Here is a 16,842-nt window from a genome sequence, read left to right on the forward strand (position 1 = left end):
TATGGAACTGAACCACCGCCAAAAACAAATACTCGCGACGCTTAAAGCGAATCAAGACGTACAGATTGATCATTTAGCCGAGCTATTTGCCGTAACCACTCAAACCATTCGTCGTGACGTCAACCACTTATGCGAGCAAGGTTTAGCACGAAGAGTGCATGGAGGCGTGAGCTTACCGACAACACTGACCAACACCAGCTATCGATTCCGCGCTGGCGTTGAATCAGAAATGAAAGACAGTATCGCGAAGGCTGTTGCAGACGCGATACCTGAAGGTTCAACGGTAATGATGGGCATTGGTACGACCGTCACTCGTATCGCACAGTATTTATTGGCGAAGCCAGCATTGCGAGTGATCACCAATAACCTGCAAGTCGCTCGAATCCTCGAAGCAAACGAGCAGATTGAAGTGTACTTAGCGGGCGGTTTATTTCGAAGAGAGCATCAAGACATGGTGGGAAGTAGCGTGGTCCACTTCTTTTCCGATTTTGAAGCCGACATTGGCATTTGTGGTTGTGGCTCTGTAACAGAAAGCCATTTCGCCATGGAACATGAGCAAGTTGAAGCCGACCTATCCAAATCGATCATAAAGAACAGCCGTGAAAGCTGGCTTGTCGCGGATGCCAGTAAATGGGGCCGTTTTGCTGCACTAAAAGTTGCGTCACTGGAGCAATTTGACTGCATATATACCAATAATAATCAGCTGCCTTCAGAACTAACAATAAGGCTGATAGAAGGAACTTAATATGAGGCCTTTATTCGTAAAGTATTCTATTCGAAATCAAGGCGACTCATTAAAGTCACCTTGATTTCTAGCCATTGATTCTAATAAAAATCACTATACAGAATCGGTGTCGCCGGTGGGAATTCAATAGGCTGCCAACGATCATTGAATGTATATTTGGCATAGAGCATAAAATGGTTTGGTGTGTAAAACTCCGAGCGCTGTAAATCCAGTAATGCACCTAAATACCAACGCTTACTCACGCGTTTTTCAACAGCCGCTTGAAAAGATGAACCAAAACCCCCACCCGATTCAGACGTACCATTTAGGCTCAGATAAGGTGCGTCTTCTTGCGTCCATGAATTGGAAATAGAGCCACTTAATAAATACGACCAAGTGTTATCGTATCGACCGTAGTAATTGACGGGTAACGAAATCGACAGATAACTTTGCGGGCTGTAATAGCCACCATGGCCAAGGGAATACTCACCAAGGTTTTTATCATACCCAAGATAAATCAGGTTTGTTCCGATACTCAAACGCTCGTGATCAGTAGAGATCAACTTGTAATAAGCGCCACCAAGAACGCCAAGTCGATTGTTATCCTCGACATTTTCACCCGTTAGCGTGTGATATTGAAGGCTGCTCCAAAAACCATAAGGCCCCCCAATATCCCAACTGGTATTAAACTTGACTCCCGTTCTTACAACCCCACCCCACTTAGTTCCTTCTATGTCGGAAGTACCAGAAGGAACTGACATTCCCGCGTAAGAGAGTGTACTGCTCGTTTCTGGACGACGAGAGGCAACTGCAGTCCAGCCAAACTGTCCTAAGTCACCATCAACACTGACACCCCCAACCCAAGTCGTGTGGTCAAAACCTACTGGTGTGGTACCGATATCAGCACTCCAGTTTTTAGCTTGCCAACCAACACCCAAAGCTAAACCCGATGAGCTATCTTGGAACTGTTCGCCTGATGAATTCGATGATTTTTCATAATATTCGAGCTCTCCGGAATCTATTGATACATAGTCAGCTCTAAGTAACAAATGACCGTCCCACTCTTCAATTGGCAATCTAGCTTCAATCGGGACTTGATTCGATTGATTTTGACCATCACGAGCACTGTAATCCCAACCAAAAAGTATGTGGCCATCGCTACGGTCATGTAATGTATCTAAATCCGACTTCACATTGCGTGTTAACCAATAATCATCACTATTATTGTACAACTCTCGCAACGTAGGAGTCGTCGTTTCTGCAGGGCTTTGTCGTTCTGCTTTCTCAATTCGGTCACTGTTCAGTGCTTGATAGGCTCTCTCTTCAGCTAATAGCCACTGTTCATTTTCCATCGCAATTGCCATACCGTCTCGGTATTCGAGCACACCCGCATCTGCCTTGCTATCTAGTAATGCGTTGAGCTGATTCGCGTCATCTACGTGTCCTTGCTGATTAAATATACTCGCCGTGGTCATCAATTGTGATGCCGTTAAGAAGTCAGCCTTTTGCTTTAAGATGGGATGATATTGGTTATAGACCTCTGTATCTCCATTTAATGCGCTTACACGTAACATTCCAATTTGAGCTTGGGTTTTGTAAGGTTCAGATTCTGACAATACCCTACTGTAAAGCTCTAAAGACCGATCTAAGCTTTCATTTTCTAGCATTAAGTCAGCCTCAGCCAAAATACGGCGTGTTCTTAGTTCATCAAACTGCAAAAACTCTGACGCACTAAAATCTTGAGCTTCAAAACTAGGGGCTAGTTCGTCAAACCAATCATCAAAATCTTCAAATTTAATTAAACTTACCATCAGCCCACCATAAGCCAGTTGCTCATCGGTAGAAATAAATGAAGAAGGTTCGATGCTACGGTAGATTCTCTCAGCTTCTGGTGATTCACCAACGTCAATCCAAGCCCCGGCAATGCGAGACAAAGGCTGAACCTGACCTTGATACTGTACTTCTAATCCCTTCAACAGATCCGAGACTGCTAAAGGGGATTCTTGATAGCGCGTTTCAATACCTTGGAGCTTAGAGTCTAGTTTTAACCGGGTAAGGGTTCTCTGCATTGAGCTGGTTACTTGTTGCTTTGGGATACTTTCCAGTTCAGCTATAGCTCGATTAACTCTAAAACTCTGTGCAAGATAAAGTGCATAAGCAAACTTCATTTCAGGATCAGAGGCATCTTTTGCCCAATCTTCCATCAACTGATCCGCACGAGGCTTATTTCCCATAGAACGAACAACGCCAGCGATGTCCAATCTAAGCCAAGGAGAACTAGGGTTTAATTGGATAAGAGCTTCGACTGACTCAACCATAGCTTTATCATCATTGTTAGCAATTGCGTTTCTTAAGCGAATAAGAATGATCTCAGAATCGATACTACTAATCTTATCTTCAACAACTTGCTGCTGAGCTGATGAGTAGCTATTTGCGACTTCTCGAGATCCATCCCAATCCCCTTGATTGATCTTAACGTCAAGTCGCCCCCGCAATGCTGAACCATTCAATTTATCTAGTGCTAAAGCCTGGGAATATGCTTTATCTGCCGACGAATATTTTTTCTGCTCGAGATAGAGAGCACCGAGTGCAACAAATGCATATGGCTGTGTTTTATCAAGTACTAACGCCTTACGGTAGAGACTTTCCGCTTTGCCTCGTTCGCCTTTTGCTAACTGGCGATCACCTTGATCTAAATATGCCCAATACTGAGATGTTTCAACCAGCGTAGCCCATTTGGATGAGGTATCTGGATTTTTGTCCAATTGTTGAGCTTGCTTAAAATACTCTAGTGCTTTTTCTTGTTGTCCCTTGCGCAGGTAAACCTTACCCATCCCCCCTAAAATCTCTGGATCTTTAGGACGAGTAGTGAGCGCATAGCGCAACTGAGCTTCAGCTTGATTTGTTTTGCCTAATTCGAGGACTTCTAATCCCTTCAGCTTTGCAAGGTAAGTAGGATCTTTACGTAATTTCTGTTCTAGTTTCCATCGTTCCTTCGCCGTTTGATTTGCTTTTTGAATCTCTAAATCTGAAGGATAGTAACTCGCCAGAATTGCGTATTGCTCGGTCACTGATTTTGATATGGGCAGTTGTTCTAAGGCTCTTAACCAAGAAGTAGCCGCGCTCGTTCCCACGACAGGTGCCAACGCTAGTTGTCGATAAGTATCCAAAATCCAAGGGTCGCTCGGATTGTCTTTGCGTATATGATTGGCCAATGCAAGCTGAAATTGAGGAACTCCTGGGTAGTCAGCATTCAGACGTTCAAGTCCAATCTTCACTTGACGCCAGTTACCATCTAAGTTGGCTTGCAGTTGCAGGTATTCAAGTTCAAGAGCAGCTGAAGGCATACCGTTAGGGAAAATGATTTGGTAAGCTTTAATAGCTTCTGTGTAGCGGCCAGATTTAGCCAATAACTTAGCTCGCTGATAATCGCCTCTTTTTTCACCTTGAATGGCCATTATTGAAGACAAAGAGCGTGCTTGTGAGGAATCTGGGGCGATATCTTTTAAGCGCTGATAACTTTGCTCAGCCAGTTCCGGCTGCTTACGCTTCAAGAACATCGTTGCTTGATAATAAAGCCCTGATAGGTTGGCTCTTTCAATAGCAAACAACCTCTGTAGAGTACTTTCTACAATATCGTCGCGACCGATAGCATCAGCAAGCTTTAGTTGGTTGACTAGCCATTCCACAGAATCAACTCTAGCAAGTGAAGAAGAAAACTGAACAAGTTGCACAGGTTGATAAACAAGATCGAGCTGAGCCTTGGATAGAGGCGCTGAATTCACGCCTATCGCCTTAGCCGTACCGACAGAAAAAAGACCACTCACCACAATAGCAAGGGGTACTAGCCAATAAGAACCTACTCTTACTGACATTGCTTACTCCATGCTGGTTGCAACTCTCCATGTTCGCCAAATCTAAAACGCTCATTGTGCCAACCAAGACCAAACAAGCTCAAGACGTTGTCATAGTAATGGTTGTTTTTACCAGTCACTACTTCATTTTTAGCCCGAGTAGCCTGTGCTACAAGTAGTTCTGAATTGTCCATCGAAGCAAGTAATGGTAATGCGGCGGCTGAAAACCCTGCGCTTCCTTTTTGAGAATACTTGCCGGTTACTGTATCAACCTCACGTGGTGGTGCTCCCAACCGTTTAATCGCTGAAGCAAATGGCTGCATTCTATTAACAAGTTGTGCTTTATGTTGATTCTGTTCATTGAGCATACCCGCCCACAAATAAGTGCGAATTGCGTTATAACTCCCAACAGAGCCCGTGACTTTATCTTCGGTAAATTGTTTTTCGTTTAAAGTTACCCAGTCAGGGCTAAAACCTTTCGCCAATGTTTGATCAAGCATTAGAGCACTTGATTGGTACATTGAATCCCACGAGTATTGTGGGTAGAGTTCCTGCATACGGTCAATCAGCTGTAAAGGAACATAGCTAGGGTTCAAACGATAGCCATCATCACCGAGATCAAATCCCTTAGGCGCTGGAAGTAAAATAGTGCCAACATCAGCAAGTTGAACCGACTCTTCTCTCAATATACGAGCTGCTAATAAATGCCCTAAAGATTGATAGTAATAGTTATCCCACAAGCGCCCCGCCTCACCCAACGCATAAGCAATCCACAAGTCAGAATCTGATGCAGGGTTTGCATCGAGTATGCCAAATTGACCATCGACTCTCTCTCCCCACAGCCAAGCGGGTAACCTTGCAGTTAAGTCGCCACCCGCTAAATTTGTTTGAGTCCAGTTCAATACTTGCTCAAACGCTTTTTGGTCATTAGCAACCAACGCAAAAAATAGAGCATAAGACTGACCTTCAGATGTGGTAATTAAACGCTCATCACTACCATCAATTACTCGACCACTATCAATATATGTCGATTTAAAATTGCTCCATTGAGCCCACTCACACGTAGCGGCCATAAGCTGAGGAGATAGTAATAGCGATAGCAATAAGATTAACTTTTTCATTGTTCATCCCCCTCAGTTTTCTCTAGACGCTTGGCTGCGACCTGACGCAATACTCTCCACAGCACTATAGTTACAATAACCATCATCAACGCGGCAAAGCAGGCAATAAGAATCGGGTGACTAGAAAAGTGATACCAAATTAACTGCCAAACAGGCAACTCACCAACATAGTAGTGAGCACCGACATTGTAACTCGCGACTTCATCATTCCTGAGCGTAATTAAGGAGCCAAACATATGTTGTACTTTACCGGAATCACTTAAAGCACTATCTATTGACGCAAAATCAGATGGGTGCGCTGCCATGATCGATACCAAACTACGATTACTTGTAAATGGAGACTCCATTCCATAAATCGCTGCAAATGATCCATTAGCCTCAACTGAAACATAATCTGTTGCGTCTTGTTTAGCATTGGAAGGGTTCATCCAGTTCATCCCAAGCTGTTGCTCATTTTTACTTGGTAATCGAATTTGACGCTGTCCGGCTTCAATAACAAGATTAAGTTGCTCTGGGTCATAGCCAGCCTCTTGAAGCTCGCTAGCAACGCCAATACTTAATATGTCTTTGTCTGCCAAAGATTCACTATCCCATTGATCGGTCACCATTACCTGAACACCCGGATAACCAGAGTCGCTGCCTAATGATCCCATAACATTGAGAAAAGTTTGCAGTGCTTCTATCGGCGCATGCTTCGGTAGAATTACCGCAGTTTCGGACAAATCAGCCATCCTTGTGTAAGGGAAGCCAGATGTCGCAAATGCACGCATATTAGGCATCTCGATGTAGTGAGGGAAGCCACTAAAATCGATAGTTGAATCACCATCAACGACTGCGTACTGCTTACTAGGTTGAGTAACTTGGCATTGTCCATCCGTCACAGAAGCAAAGCCAAATTCAAAGTCGATTTGGTTCTTACTACCCACTTTAAATGCTGGAATTCTTACTCGGTCGTCCGAACTCAAAAAACTGTCATCCAGCAAGGGAACTCGAACACGGTTAGAGTCACCACCTTGTCCTTCAGTCGTTAAGTTGAATGCCTGAATAAACTGATCATTAATACTTAGCGTCAAACGAGATCCTGAGTGATCGTCGGTTGGTGGAGAATAGCGATAATTTAAGTCCATCGGTATACCACGACTCTGCCAAGTGAAGAGGTCCGGCGGCAAACGCAGGCTGACACTAATCGGCGGAGGTGTACGCCCTTCAACTTGGAGCGCACTTTTTTGCTCCACGAGCTCAGATAGAGCCACGGGACGGTCGGTACTCACCCAGTTAGGCGAATCATAAGGCACTCGTGATTTTATCTGTTTAACTTCATTAATCTTCGCGATTGGTCCAGTCAATATTTGGTTGCCTAACGCCAAGCCTTGAACTGCCGTATTCAGGTCATCACTATCACGTCCAACAACTAAAAGAAGTTTCACGTAAGGATTCGTCGGATGAGTAATAACTTGTAAGTAAGGGCCGTCGGTGTCGGGAAAGTCCCGCAAGAAATCAGGTTTATTATCATTAGTGATAAACACGACTGCATTACGGTTTGGCAAGGTATCCAGACTCAAAGGGAATTGTGCTCCTCGCCAACTCGCTAATGCACCAAAATACGAGCTGAGTACACCAGCTGCTTTGATATCATCAAGGTTGTATTGATCGCCAATAACCACAGGTAAATCTAATTGACTGAAATCACGAACATCAAAAAACGGTGCTGGTAATAAGCTCAAATCACTCTTGATCAAAGTTTTCTGAACAAACATTTCAATTCGGCTACTTTGACTTATCTCAGCCCAAATACTCGAATCATTTGGATTTGCACAATCTGTTTTTGTATTGCCAATCAACTCAAAGCGTATTTGGTTATAATTGCTGAAATAACGTGTATCTAATGGCATCGACAAACTCAACTTTTGCCCTTGCTGCCCTTCAACGATAGAAGTCACACCCATCAGTTCATTGTTCAAATACACTTTTACGTGTGAAACCAATGAGAGAAGTGCTGGGGATGGAGTGATATCAAAGTACAAAGTCGCCTTTGAAACGACTTCATCAAGTCGAGAACCGAACCCGACGTAGGCACTTGCCTCACTTCCTTGAATCGCAATCGAGCCTGTATAGCCAAGTTGACTAAATGGAATGACGCGTTTAACTACTGCGGCATTTTTATTATCTACCTGTAACGCCTCAGCAGACATTTCTGACTGATATTGTTTAATAGTTTGTGCGGCAACGTTGCCCGACAAACACGCGATGGAGAGTGCAGCTAACGCTGTTATTGTTTTATTATTTAGCATGACTTGGGGTCCTGATTGGGACATAGCGTGGTCTTAGTGACCAAATAAATTCGAAACACTTTAAAAATATATCCACACTATCCCTTATAAATTTAGGGCTGTGCTTCAATAAACGTTTATAGCCGTTAAACCCTACCTGAAGTACGGCTCGCATACTCGATAGCGGCTTATCTGACTGATACCCTTGCTGCCATTTCGCCCATGTATCAGCCCGAGCGAATGTACATTGGACATATTGAATTTGTTGCAGGTGAGACAATTGCTCCAACTGAAGACCAAAGATACCTTTAGAAGCATAGGCAACGGTCATTGGGAAAACGAACTCTTGTCCACCACGTTTGAGTACGACTTCTAAACACTGGCCAAGCAAATGCTCACAGGTTTTGTCCTCAACACCATCAATCTCGACTCTAATCCCACCTAGAGAAAAGTCTTTCATTTCCGCTTGAATTAGGTGCCCTGTATTAAGCTTCACAGCAACCGGCATCGAGACTTCTACTCGATGGTCTTTACGAACTTGTTTTGCCTCAACCGCTACGGCAACCGCAGCACCCAAGATCAAGAGGTTATATAAAGTCCAAACAAGATTCACAACGACCGTACCAACCTCATCATTCGGCCCCCAACCTAAACGGTAGAAACCCACGCCAGCCCCTAGAATATTCAGTGCAACGAGGACGAGGTAAGGCCTAGAGATTACCCAATCGTAGTGAGACTTTTCGACTAAGCCGCCTTTAGCCGTTACGTTAAAAGTACCTTTATGGGGAGCAAACAATGCAACAGTAGTTGGTCTTGCGATATACCAAGCTAGAACTGTCTCGTAGACCTCCCCCCAAAAAGAATAACGATGGTCGCCCTGCATTCGCGAGTTAGTCATGCTGGCATGCACCATATGTGGTAACACATAGAGAATAATAGCTAGCGCCGGAGCGTAAATTACATATGAATGCAGTATCAAAAAGGCCAGAGGTGCAATTAGAAACACTATCCTTGGGATACCGGACAAGAAATGCATCATCGCGTTTAGATAGCATAGTCGTTGTGACAGCTTGAGCCCTTTTCCTTTAAGGGGATTATCTACACGGAATATCTGAGCCATACCTCGAGCCCAACGGATGCGTTGACCAACGTGTGCAGATAAGGTTTCAGTTGCCAAGCCCGCCGAAATGGGCTGCTTTAAATACGCTGAGCGATAGCCAAGACGGTGCATTCTAAGAGAGGTGTGCGCATCTTCTGTCACCGTCTCAACCGCAATACCTCCAACCTCTTCTAACGGTTCACGCCTTAAAACAGCACAAGAACCACAGAAAAAAGTAGCGTCCCATAGGTCGTTGCCATCTTGAATCAAACCATAAAACAAGTTCCCTTCATTCGGCACATTTCGGAAATTCGACAAGTTACGCTCAAATGGGTCAGGAGAAAAGAAATGGTGAGGTGTTTGTATCAACGCAAGCTTAGGGTCTTTAAGGAACATTCCCATCGTCAACTGAAAGAAAGCACGCGTCGGAATATGGTCACAATCGAAGATTGCGACATACTCACCACTAGTGCGCTCTAATGCATAATTGATGTTGCCAGCTTTGGCATGTTCATTAGTAGGACGACGGATATAGTTAACTCCAACACTCTTAGCAAAGTCTCGAAAGCTGTCACGCTTGCCATCATCAAGAATATGGATGTTTAATTTATCTTTTGGCCAGTCAACGCCAAGCGACGCATAAACGGTTGCTTTAACAACGTCCAGGTCTTCGTTATAAGTTGGAATCATCAAATCGATAGTTGGCCAACTTGAATGGTCTTTGGGCATAGAAACGGGCTTTCGACTTAAAGGCCAAATATTCTGAAAGTAGCCTAGTAATAGTACGATCCAAGAATAAGTTTCAGCCAACAACAAAATGCCGCCAAGAATCAAAGCTATCGGGTCATCCCAATTTAGAGTGGACGAATAACGCCACCACAAATAACGACACGAGGCCGTAACAGAAAGAATAATGAGCAACATGGTTGGGAAGCGCCCAGGCATACGGCGAACCATCATGGCCAAAGCCCAGAGCAACAATATAAATACAGTTTGAGCCTGATAACCGAAAGGGACGGTAAAACAGAGCAACGCGATAAAAACGACAAAGAAAAGCAGCGTGTAGTTTAAAAACATCGCTAATTTACTTTCTTTCATTCGCTCGCGAATTTCTGAGCCATTGGTTTGATCCGCTGTTTTCTCTAGCCAAACAACCAATTTAGATATTTGATCCAGCGGTATATAAAAGACTTTCTTAAGCCAAGCCGAGACTTGACTAAAGGCTTTGGTCACTTTCTTAGACACAAGAACACAAGGGGTCTGCTTAAAAAAAACAAGCCACAGCGTTTGAATCATAAACCTAACAGGATCAACTAATCTCGGAGCAGCAAAGTTGATATGAGGGTACAAATGTAAAGGCAGCTTCCATGTAGGTATACCCGCAATAACTGGTTTCAAAAAGACAAAACTCAAAGAAAACCAAACCGACAAAATAAACTCGCCAGCCCTTGTACCACTGCAATTCCAGAATTGCTCATAGGCAACCTTCTGGGATTTAAATTGATCGGTTATCCAACGCTGGAAAATCAAATTCAGGCTACGCATAAGTTAGCCCTGGGATTGCTTAGATGAAAACGTTGAAACGCACCAGAAAGCGAGAGACTGAAAATCTTTAGCAGCCTGACTAATCGGGGAAAAATGCTGAACAGTAGTAAGGTTAGCAACACAGTCTAGTAAGGCAGTATCACGATGGATCAGTACTGGCACTAATATTCGACCATACTCTTTTTTCAAAACCAACATAAAATCACGACCTACTTCAGTTTCTGGTTGATAGTGACTAATGAGAATTCGGAGTTTTCCCATAGCGACTAAGTCATGAAAGAGTGGATGATTTTGAATCCACGATTGAAGTGCGCTATAGCTAAGTGCATCGGCCGTAATTGTAAGAAATACCGCATCTATTGCATCAATAGCGCCGTTGGCCAATAGGTTGTTTAGATCAGAAAGCTGCGAATGGAACAATTGCCACTGTTCACCCTGCTCTTCGCTCGCATTTAACGTGGTTTCAGCTAATGAGTTCAGGAACGGAGCTCTATTCTGTTCGAATTGATGCTGTTGTTTAGAGGATAACTGACCGAAGGGAAGAAACACCGCGCCCTGTGGACTCTGGTAGCCAGCTTCAAACAAGGAAAGATTTTGCAACATTCTTGCTGCCCACCCATCGTGCTCTCCATTAAGGAGGCCTAGATGGAGCCCTAATAAATTCTCAGGTGAAGCATCTATCGCCAGTACCTGCTTATTGATCTTCACTAAAGCCTGAGACAAATTCGCAGTAATAGTCGTAGAACCACAACCACCGCGCAAGCTAACAAAAACGAGACGTTTCATATCGCTTTCGCTTCTAAACCTGTCTGCTTTTTACCAACCCAATGTTCGGTATCATTGACTCGCTTTGATTGAAATATTAACCACTTACTTTTCACTTGTGTATAAGACTCATTCTCTGTCATTTCAATATACTGATGTTCAGTTAAGTTATATGAAGCGTAGATCGAATTAATGTCTTTTGCTGGTTCAGCCACTCGATATTTCCAAAATAAAAGCACAAAAACACAGAGGTAAAGACGTTCCTGTCAATTCCTTAAGTCTGTATCCATTACGCTGATAACAATTTAACGCACGAACCTATGCGCAGAATCTTTGTAGAATTTAAAAAAATGAACCGTGGAATCTTGGTTCGCACTCGTTCCATTTAATAGATGGTCTCTTCTTAGATATTAAAGAATGAGCAACTTAAAGCCAGGTTGTAACTGCTTACTAAATATCTATATTTAAAATCAATAACATGGAAACATTCATTCACAATGGCTATGATATACGATGTGACACATAACTATTTGAAAAATTATAATATATCTATTTTAATTTTCGATCAAACTTGATTAAAATATCTACGTCATTTTATTGTCATAAATTAGTTGCGTAGCTTTAAAGTATAAGTCCCTTCGTTATATGCTACTTACCAACTAACAAATAAGCCATTGAACTTAAGGAACTTTATGCACTCGATTCATGGATTACCAGTGACCACCAGTGAAAGAGAGTATGAATCTGTATACGTCAATTTGTTTACTCATAAGCGACTAGCAATTGATTCCTTATTCAGCTTACTAATAAATCAAGACAACACATCACTTACAATCTTCACAGACAAAGAAACATTCTTGACTGGAATCACTGACGAAGTCATTTCAAAGATCAATAACTTAGCAAACACATCACTAGATCAAATGTATTTTGTTAATACTCATCAGTCAAAAAAAACAATTAACCCTATTTTGCTATCCAGAGATATTCATAAGATAAATATAAAGACAGGTTCTACTTATATTTTATTTATTCATGACTCCTTACTCGCTCATTCTAATGACAATGAAATTAATGAGTTTCTACGAAACATCGAAAAGTTGGCCATTAACAAAAACTTAGCTATCAGTTTGTGTATTTATGGGAACCTTGCAACATCCGTATTAAAACCTAAACTACTCACGAATAACCGACATATAGCTGGGTTAGCGACGATGACACCAATAGACGAGTCGACTTATAATTACCTCGTTGATTTTTGGTCGAACAAACATGGGGTTAAGTCAGATAGCGAATATATCCTAACGAGCTCAAACAGCCATCAATTGGAAGCTACTTTGAATCAGAGCCTAAACTCGACAGGTACTACTGAAGACAGAGCAGACAGCGAACGGATTTATGTAAGTAAAGAAGTTTTAGGTGAGGGAGTTAAGGCGCCCAAAAGCGTGCATTTAGCCAATGACAATCAGACACTATTGAGCATGATTGATAGTCCAAGAGCATCAACCGTGATCTTTAGTTGTGGCGATCAAAGTGAAGTTAGGCAGCTAGCTATTGACTGTTACAGGTTGCGAGCCAAAGCAGGTAATCAGTTAAAAATAGTTATTCGAGAGACCAACCAGTGTCTGCGATATACGGATGAAAAGTTTCTACTGCGGGCGGGAGTCAATTTGATCTGTCCAGTTCAAGTTCCTCACATGCGCTTTATGACTCAGGTCGAGGCCATACAAGGCCAAGTATCGACTCGCTCCTTGCCTAAAAATGTTGAATCACTGCTCAAATATGATCTGAAGTTCGGGAACAAAGGCTATTTACTCAACAAAGAGTTTACCAATTATTGTAGCGATGTTATTGCAATATCATCACGCTCAAGCATTCGATTTGCACTGATCAAGCTTAATCTATTACCCGGAATGACCCCTGAGGAATGTTTGCGACTTTGCCATATTCGCCGAGACGGTGATATTGTCACAGCCTGTAATAATGCCCTGTATGTTCTTTTTAGTGCTATCCGTCATAACGATATCAATGTTGCGCTGAATAACATCTTCGAGTTTCCTATTCGCGATCTGTTCCATACGGTTCAAACCTATGACACTCAACATGATATCGAAGCCGAACTGCAGAACATAATAGAAGATCAAACAGCAATCTCTCCCGAAGTGTCGAAACTAACGACAGAACAGAAAATATTTTCAGATATTTCTCAACCCATTGCTGACATAACTCCCCTATTCGCCATAAAAACAGTCATCGCCTCTAAGGGAAACATATGAACATTAACGATTTCCTGCTTACGGCAAGTATCAGTACCTCTGTCGGGGTGCTAATAGGGTACTTCCTGCGCGATGCTATTGAGCTTGGTAAACGCTTTTATCAACGTCATCTGACTCGTTCACGATATTTCGAACAAGATGTGATTATCACTAAAAATAAGAAGCTTAAATAATGAAACCTCATGTTAAGGATTCCATTTTTGCAAACCTAAGTTTAGGTTGGTGGAATGTCTATTTTATCGCCAAACTAGCCCTTTTCGTTCAAGGGACAATTGACTTCCACCCAGTTGAAAACTTTGCTTTATTGCTGTTTATACTGCTCCCAGTGGCAGTGAAACCAATCAACGCATTTCGCCACCTAATAGCTATAGTGATAGCAGCTTGGCTATTACATTATGACTCTTACCTCCCTCCACTGGATAGGCTTTGGGCACAAGCAGGACAATTGGTACAGTTTGAGATCGGATACCTTATTGAGCTTATGGGAAGATTTGTTTCACTCGAAGCTCTCGTTGGCTTATTCACTCTATGCGCAGGTTATTTCATTCTAAGTAAGTTTTTGCGAGTCTCAGTCTTTGTAGTCATAGCCATGCTTTATGTCAGCTTGCCAGGCAATACCGACTCTTCAGCTCAAGTTGTTGTTAGTTCAAATTTACCACAAGAGAACGATTCTGTGGTGGAGCGTCCAGATCAACCGCAAATTGCTGAAATAAACGATCAGTCCCTCAACAAATTGACAGCCGACTTTTTCGAACAGGAAGCGTCTCGTTCTGTCTCGTTTAGCCCGGACAGCAAAACAGATGCACCCTTTGACTTATTGTTCTTAAGTATTTGTTCAGTAGCGTGGGACGATATAGAGATTGCTGGTTTAGCAAATCATCCGTTGTTTAAAGAATTTGACATCATGTTTGATAACTTCAGTGCAGGCACGTCATACAGCGGCCCTGCTGTTATTCGACTCTTAAGAGCGAGCTGTGGACAGCAAGAACACAGCCAACTGTTTGCATCAGCTCCATCAAACCAATGCTATCTGTTTGATAATTTGAAAAACCTTGGCTTTGAAGAGAACCTGTTAATGAACCATAACGGTGTATTCGACAGCTTCCTTGAGTTGATAAAAAAAGATGGAGACTTACAAACAGAACTCATGTCTCAAGATGGGTTTAAACCTTACCAAAAGTCATTTGATGGCTCATCGATATTCAGAGACAAGCAAGTCCTAAATAACTGGCTCCAACAAAGGCTTAACAGCAGCGATGAAAAAGTAGTCGCACTATATAATTCAATCTCATTGCATGATGGCAATAGAATCATCAATTCAAAATCCAGTACTTCAATGATCAGTTATAAAAAACGTTTGAAGAACCTACTTGATGACCTTTACGGTTTTTTCAAGCAACTTGAAGCGTCAAAGCGCAATATCGTTGTTGCCCTCGTACCAGAACACGGAGCAGGTATGCGTGGTGACAGAATGCAAATACAAGGTATGAGGGAAATACCCGCCCCTGCCATTGTACATACCCCGGTTGGTATTAAAATTTTTGGAGAAAATATTGAGCGTAATGGTGAAACCGAGCATGTTAAAGCACCTTCAAGCTATCTAGCGCTTTCGCAATTGGTTGCCAATATTTTGGAAGAAGATATCTATAGCCGTCGCCAGTTCACCCCAGCTAAATTAGCTGAAAACCTGCCGGAAACTCCTCTAGTGGCTCAGAACTCGGGCTCGACAGTGGTAGAGGTAAAAGGAAAATACTACATTACTCTCGATGGCTCTAGTTGGATTGAATACCCAAATAAATAAAAAGGTTGCCTACGTAGAAATAGGTACGTGGCTAATTGAGCCAGTATTGACCATTTGAAAATTTAGTGTTGCTTACGGCAAATCAAAAATCCCTATCAACAAAATTGGTAGGGATTTTTACTTTTATGTTGGAAACAACAAATACAGCTACATCCCGACAAAGAAGCTAATCACCAATGCATTAATCAAATCGACAAAGAAACCACACACTAAAGGCACCACAATGAAAGCTTGTGGGCTTGCGCCATAACGATGCGTAACGGCAGTCATGTTCACAATCGCTGTGGCAGTCGAGCCGAGAGTAATGCCTCCGAAGCCAGAACATATCACCACTGAGTCGTAGTTTCTTCCCATCAAGTAATAGACGACGAATATGGTAAATAACAGGGAAAGCAAAATTTGGATACTCATGATCACCGAGATATAGCCAAACAACCCATCAAGATCCCAGATTCGGAGCCCCATCAATGCCATGGTTAAGAACATCCCCAAACAGATGTCAGAGATCATCGCTAAACCTTTGCGACCTTGAGCTATTTTCTCTTGCGTACGACGCTTCTTAAACAACGCTCGACCAATGTTCCCGATCAGGATACCGGCGATTAAGCAGCTTACGAATAGCGGGAGTTTTAAGCCCATTGAGTCAATAACTTCACTCAAGCTGTAACCAAGCATGAGAGTTAGGTTTAAGATTAACCAAGCCCACAGAACGCCGTAGTGGCTTAGCTCTGTTTTTGTTTCACTCTCTTGGTACGCACCGACCGTCACGTCTTCTTCATTCGATGGGCTAATTTTGTGTTTATTAAGTAGGTAGTTGGCAATTGGACCACCAATCACACACGCCGCAATCAAGCCAACCGTGTTGGACGCCACACCGAGCTCTAGCGCGTTCGAAATACCAAACTCTTCAACAAACATTGGTGCCCACGCCAACGTTGTACCTACGCCACCGATTAAGCTGACAGAGCCGGACAATAAGCCTGCTTTAGGATCCATTCCGAAGCCAGAAGCTACCGCCATGCCGACCACGTTTTGCAACACGATAAAAACAGCAGCAAGAAACAACAGAATGAACAACGGTCGCCCACCCTTGATCAGCGTTTTAATATCCGCTTGGAGTCCGATGCCAGCAAAAAAGTAGAGAAGCAAAAAATCTCTGACATCTAAGCTAAAGGTGATTTGGATTTCAAAAATATAGTAAAGCGCAGCTACGGTCGCTGCACAAACAAAGCCGCCGATAACAGGCTCTGGTAATGAATACTTCCTTAATAATTCCGATCGCTCGATCAAACCTTTACCAATAAACAGTAATGAGATCGCGATAGTAAAGGAGAGCAATGGAGAAACTAGGGTTTCTGTCATGGGGTTATGGATTCCTAATAGTTAG

General features: G+C 42.8%; 11 protein-coding genes. 4 read left to right on the forward strand and 7 right to left on the reverse strand.

Features of this window, described 5'->3' with window-relative positions; translation table 11 throughout:
* Window position 1 precedes the first annotated feature (1 nt).
* Window positions 2-745, forward strand: a complete 744-nt coding sequence (locus AC3CKG_RS10500; protein ID WP_102339428.1) for a DeoR/GlpR family DNA-binding transcription regulator — start codon at window positions 2-4, stop codon at window positions 743-745.
* Window positions 746-825: 80 nt separating this feature from the next.
* Here AC3CKG_RS10500 and AC3CKG_RS10505 read toward each other — a convergent pair whose 3' ends face one another.
* The 6 genes from AC3CKG_RS10505 to AC3CKG_RS10530 are packed head-to-tail and all read right to left on the reverse strand — an operon-like array spanning window position 826 to window position 11,593.
* Window positions 826-4,599 carry a cellulose synthase subunit BcsC-related outer membrane protein gene (locus tag AC3CKG_RS10505; RefSeq protein ID WP_488528324.1) on the reverse strand — a complete coding sequence of 1,258 codons (3,774 nt, stop codon included), beginning with the start codon at window positions 4,597-4,599 and terminating at the stop codon, window positions 826-828.
* Window positions 4,590-5,699 carry a cellulose synthase complex periplasmic endoglucanase BcsZ gene (gene bcsZ / locus AC3CKG_RS10510; protein WP_488528325.1) on the reverse strand — a complete coding sequence of 370 codons (1,110 nt, stop codon included), beginning with the start codon at window positions 5,697-5,699 and terminating at the stop codon, window positions 4,590-4,592. The genes AC3CKG_RS10505 and bcsZ overlap by 10 nt, the downstream gene beginning before the upstream one ends.
* On the reverse strand, window positions 5,696-7,990 hold the full coding sequence (gene bcsB / locus AC3CKG_RS10515) for a cellulose biosynthesis cyclic di-GMP-binding regulatory protein BcsB (RefSeq protein WP_102308637.1): 2,295 nt from the start codon (window positions 7,988-7,990) through the stop codon (window positions 5,696-5,698). Before bcsB ends, bcsZ begins: the two co-directional genes overlap by 4 nt.
* A complete protein-coding gene (bcsA, locus tag AC3CKG_RS10520; protein ID WP_488528326.1) occupies window positions 7,980-10,613 on the reverse strand; it encodes a UDP-forming cellulose synthase catalytic subunit in 2,634 nt (877 codons plus the stop codon). Before bcsA ends, bcsB begins: the two co-directional genes overlap by 11 nt.
* A gap of 3 nt (window positions 10,614-10,616) precedes the next feature.
* Window positions 10,617-11,399 carry a cellulose biosynthesis protein BcsQ gene (bcsQ, locus tag AC3CKG_RS10525; RefSeq protein ID WP_081276267.1) on the reverse strand — a complete coding sequence of 261 codons (783 nt, stop codon included), beginning with the start codon at window positions 11,397-11,399 and terminating at the stop codon, window positions 10,617-10,619.
* A complete protein-coding gene (locus AC3CKG_RS10530) occupies window positions 11,396-11,593 on the reverse strand; it encodes a hypothetical protein (RefSeq protein ID WP_065103283.1) in 198 nt (65 codons plus the stop codon). Before AC3CKG_RS10530 ends, bcsQ begins: the two co-directional genes overlap by 4 nt.
* 477 nt (window positions 11,594-12,070) lie before the next feature.
* Between AC3CKG_RS10530 and bcsE the strand changes: the two genes are divergently transcribed.
* Genes bcsE through bcsG form a run of 3 tightly spaced genes read left to right on the forward strand, consistent with a single transcriptional unit; the run spans window position 12,071 to window position 15,455 of the window.
* Window positions 12,071-13,654 (forward strand): cellulose biosynthesis protein BcsE, encoded by a 1,584-nt coding sequence (bcsE, locus tag AC3CKG_RS10535; RefSeq protein ID WP_065111068.1) that lies wholly within the window; start codon window positions 12,071-12,073, stop codon window positions 13,652-13,654.
* Window positions 13,651-13,827, forward strand: a complete 177-nt coding sequence (locus tag AC3CKG_RS10540) for a hypothetical protein (RefSeq protein ID WP_196769585.1) — start codon at window positions 13,651-13,653, stop codon at window positions 13,825-13,827. Before bcsE ends, AC3CKG_RS10540 begins: the two co-directional genes overlap by 4 nt.
* On the forward strand, window positions 13,827-15,455 hold the full coding sequence (bcsG, locus tag AC3CKG_RS10545) for a cellulose biosynthesis protein BcsG (RefSeq protein WP_488528327.1): 1,629 nt from the start codon (window positions 13,827-13,829) through the stop codon (window positions 15,453-15,455). The genes AC3CKG_RS10540 and bcsG overlap by 1 nt, the downstream gene beginning before the upstream one ends.
* A gap of 147 nt (window positions 15,456-15,602) precedes the next feature.
* On the opposite strand, the gene gltS is transcribed toward bcsG, so the two are convergent.
* A complete protein-coding gene (gltS, locus tag AC3CKG_RS10550) occupies window positions 15,603-16,817 on the reverse strand; it encodes a sodium/glutamate symporter (RefSeq protein ID WP_488528328.1) in 1,215 nt (404 codons plus the stop codon).
* Window positions 16,818-16,842: the final 25 nt, after the last annotated feature.

Source organism: Vibrio sp. QJM3NY_15 (genome assembly GCF_057785995.1).

Bases quoted from the DNA above. Each gene is read 5' to 3' on its own strand.
- bcsG (WP_488528327.1), top strand. From the start codon at position 13,827: ATGAAACCTCATGTTAAGGATTCCATTTTTGCAAACCTAAGTTTAGGT.
- bcsB (WP_102308637.1), bottom strand. From the start codon at position 7,990: ATGCTAAATAATAAAACAATAACAGCGTTAGCTGCACTCTCCATCGCG.
- bcsZ (WP_488528325.1), bottom strand. From the start codon at position 5,699: ATGAAAAAGTTAATCTTATTGCTATCGCTATTACTATCTCCTCAGCTT.
- bcsE (WP_065111068.1), top strand. From the start codon at position 12,071: ATGCACTCGATTCATGGATTACCAGTGACCACCAGTGAAAGAGAGTAT.
- AC3CKG_RS10500 (WP_102339428.1), top strand. From the start codon at position 2: ATGGAACTGAACCACCGCCAAAAACAAATACTCGCGACGCTTAAAGCG.
- bcsQ (WP_081276267.1), bottom strand. From the start codon at position 11,399: ATGAAACGTCTCGTTTTTGTTAGCTTGCGCGGTGGTTGTGGTTCTACG.
- gltS (WP_488528328.1), bottom strand. From the start codon at position 16,817: ATGACAGAAACCCTAGTTTCTCCATTGCTCTCCTTTACTATCGCGATC.
- bcsA (WP_488528326.1), bottom strand. From the start codon at position 10,613: ATGCGTAGCCTGAATTTGATTTTCCAGCGTTGGATAACCGATCAATTT.
- AC3CKG_RS10505 (WP_488528324.1), bottom strand. From the start codon at position 4,599: ATGTCAGTAAGAGTAGGTTCTTATTGGCTAGTACCCCTTGCTATTGTG.
- AC3CKG_RS10540 (WP_196769585.1), top strand. From the start codon at position 13,651: ATGAACATTAACGATTTCCTGCTTACGGCAAGTATCAGTACCTCTGTC.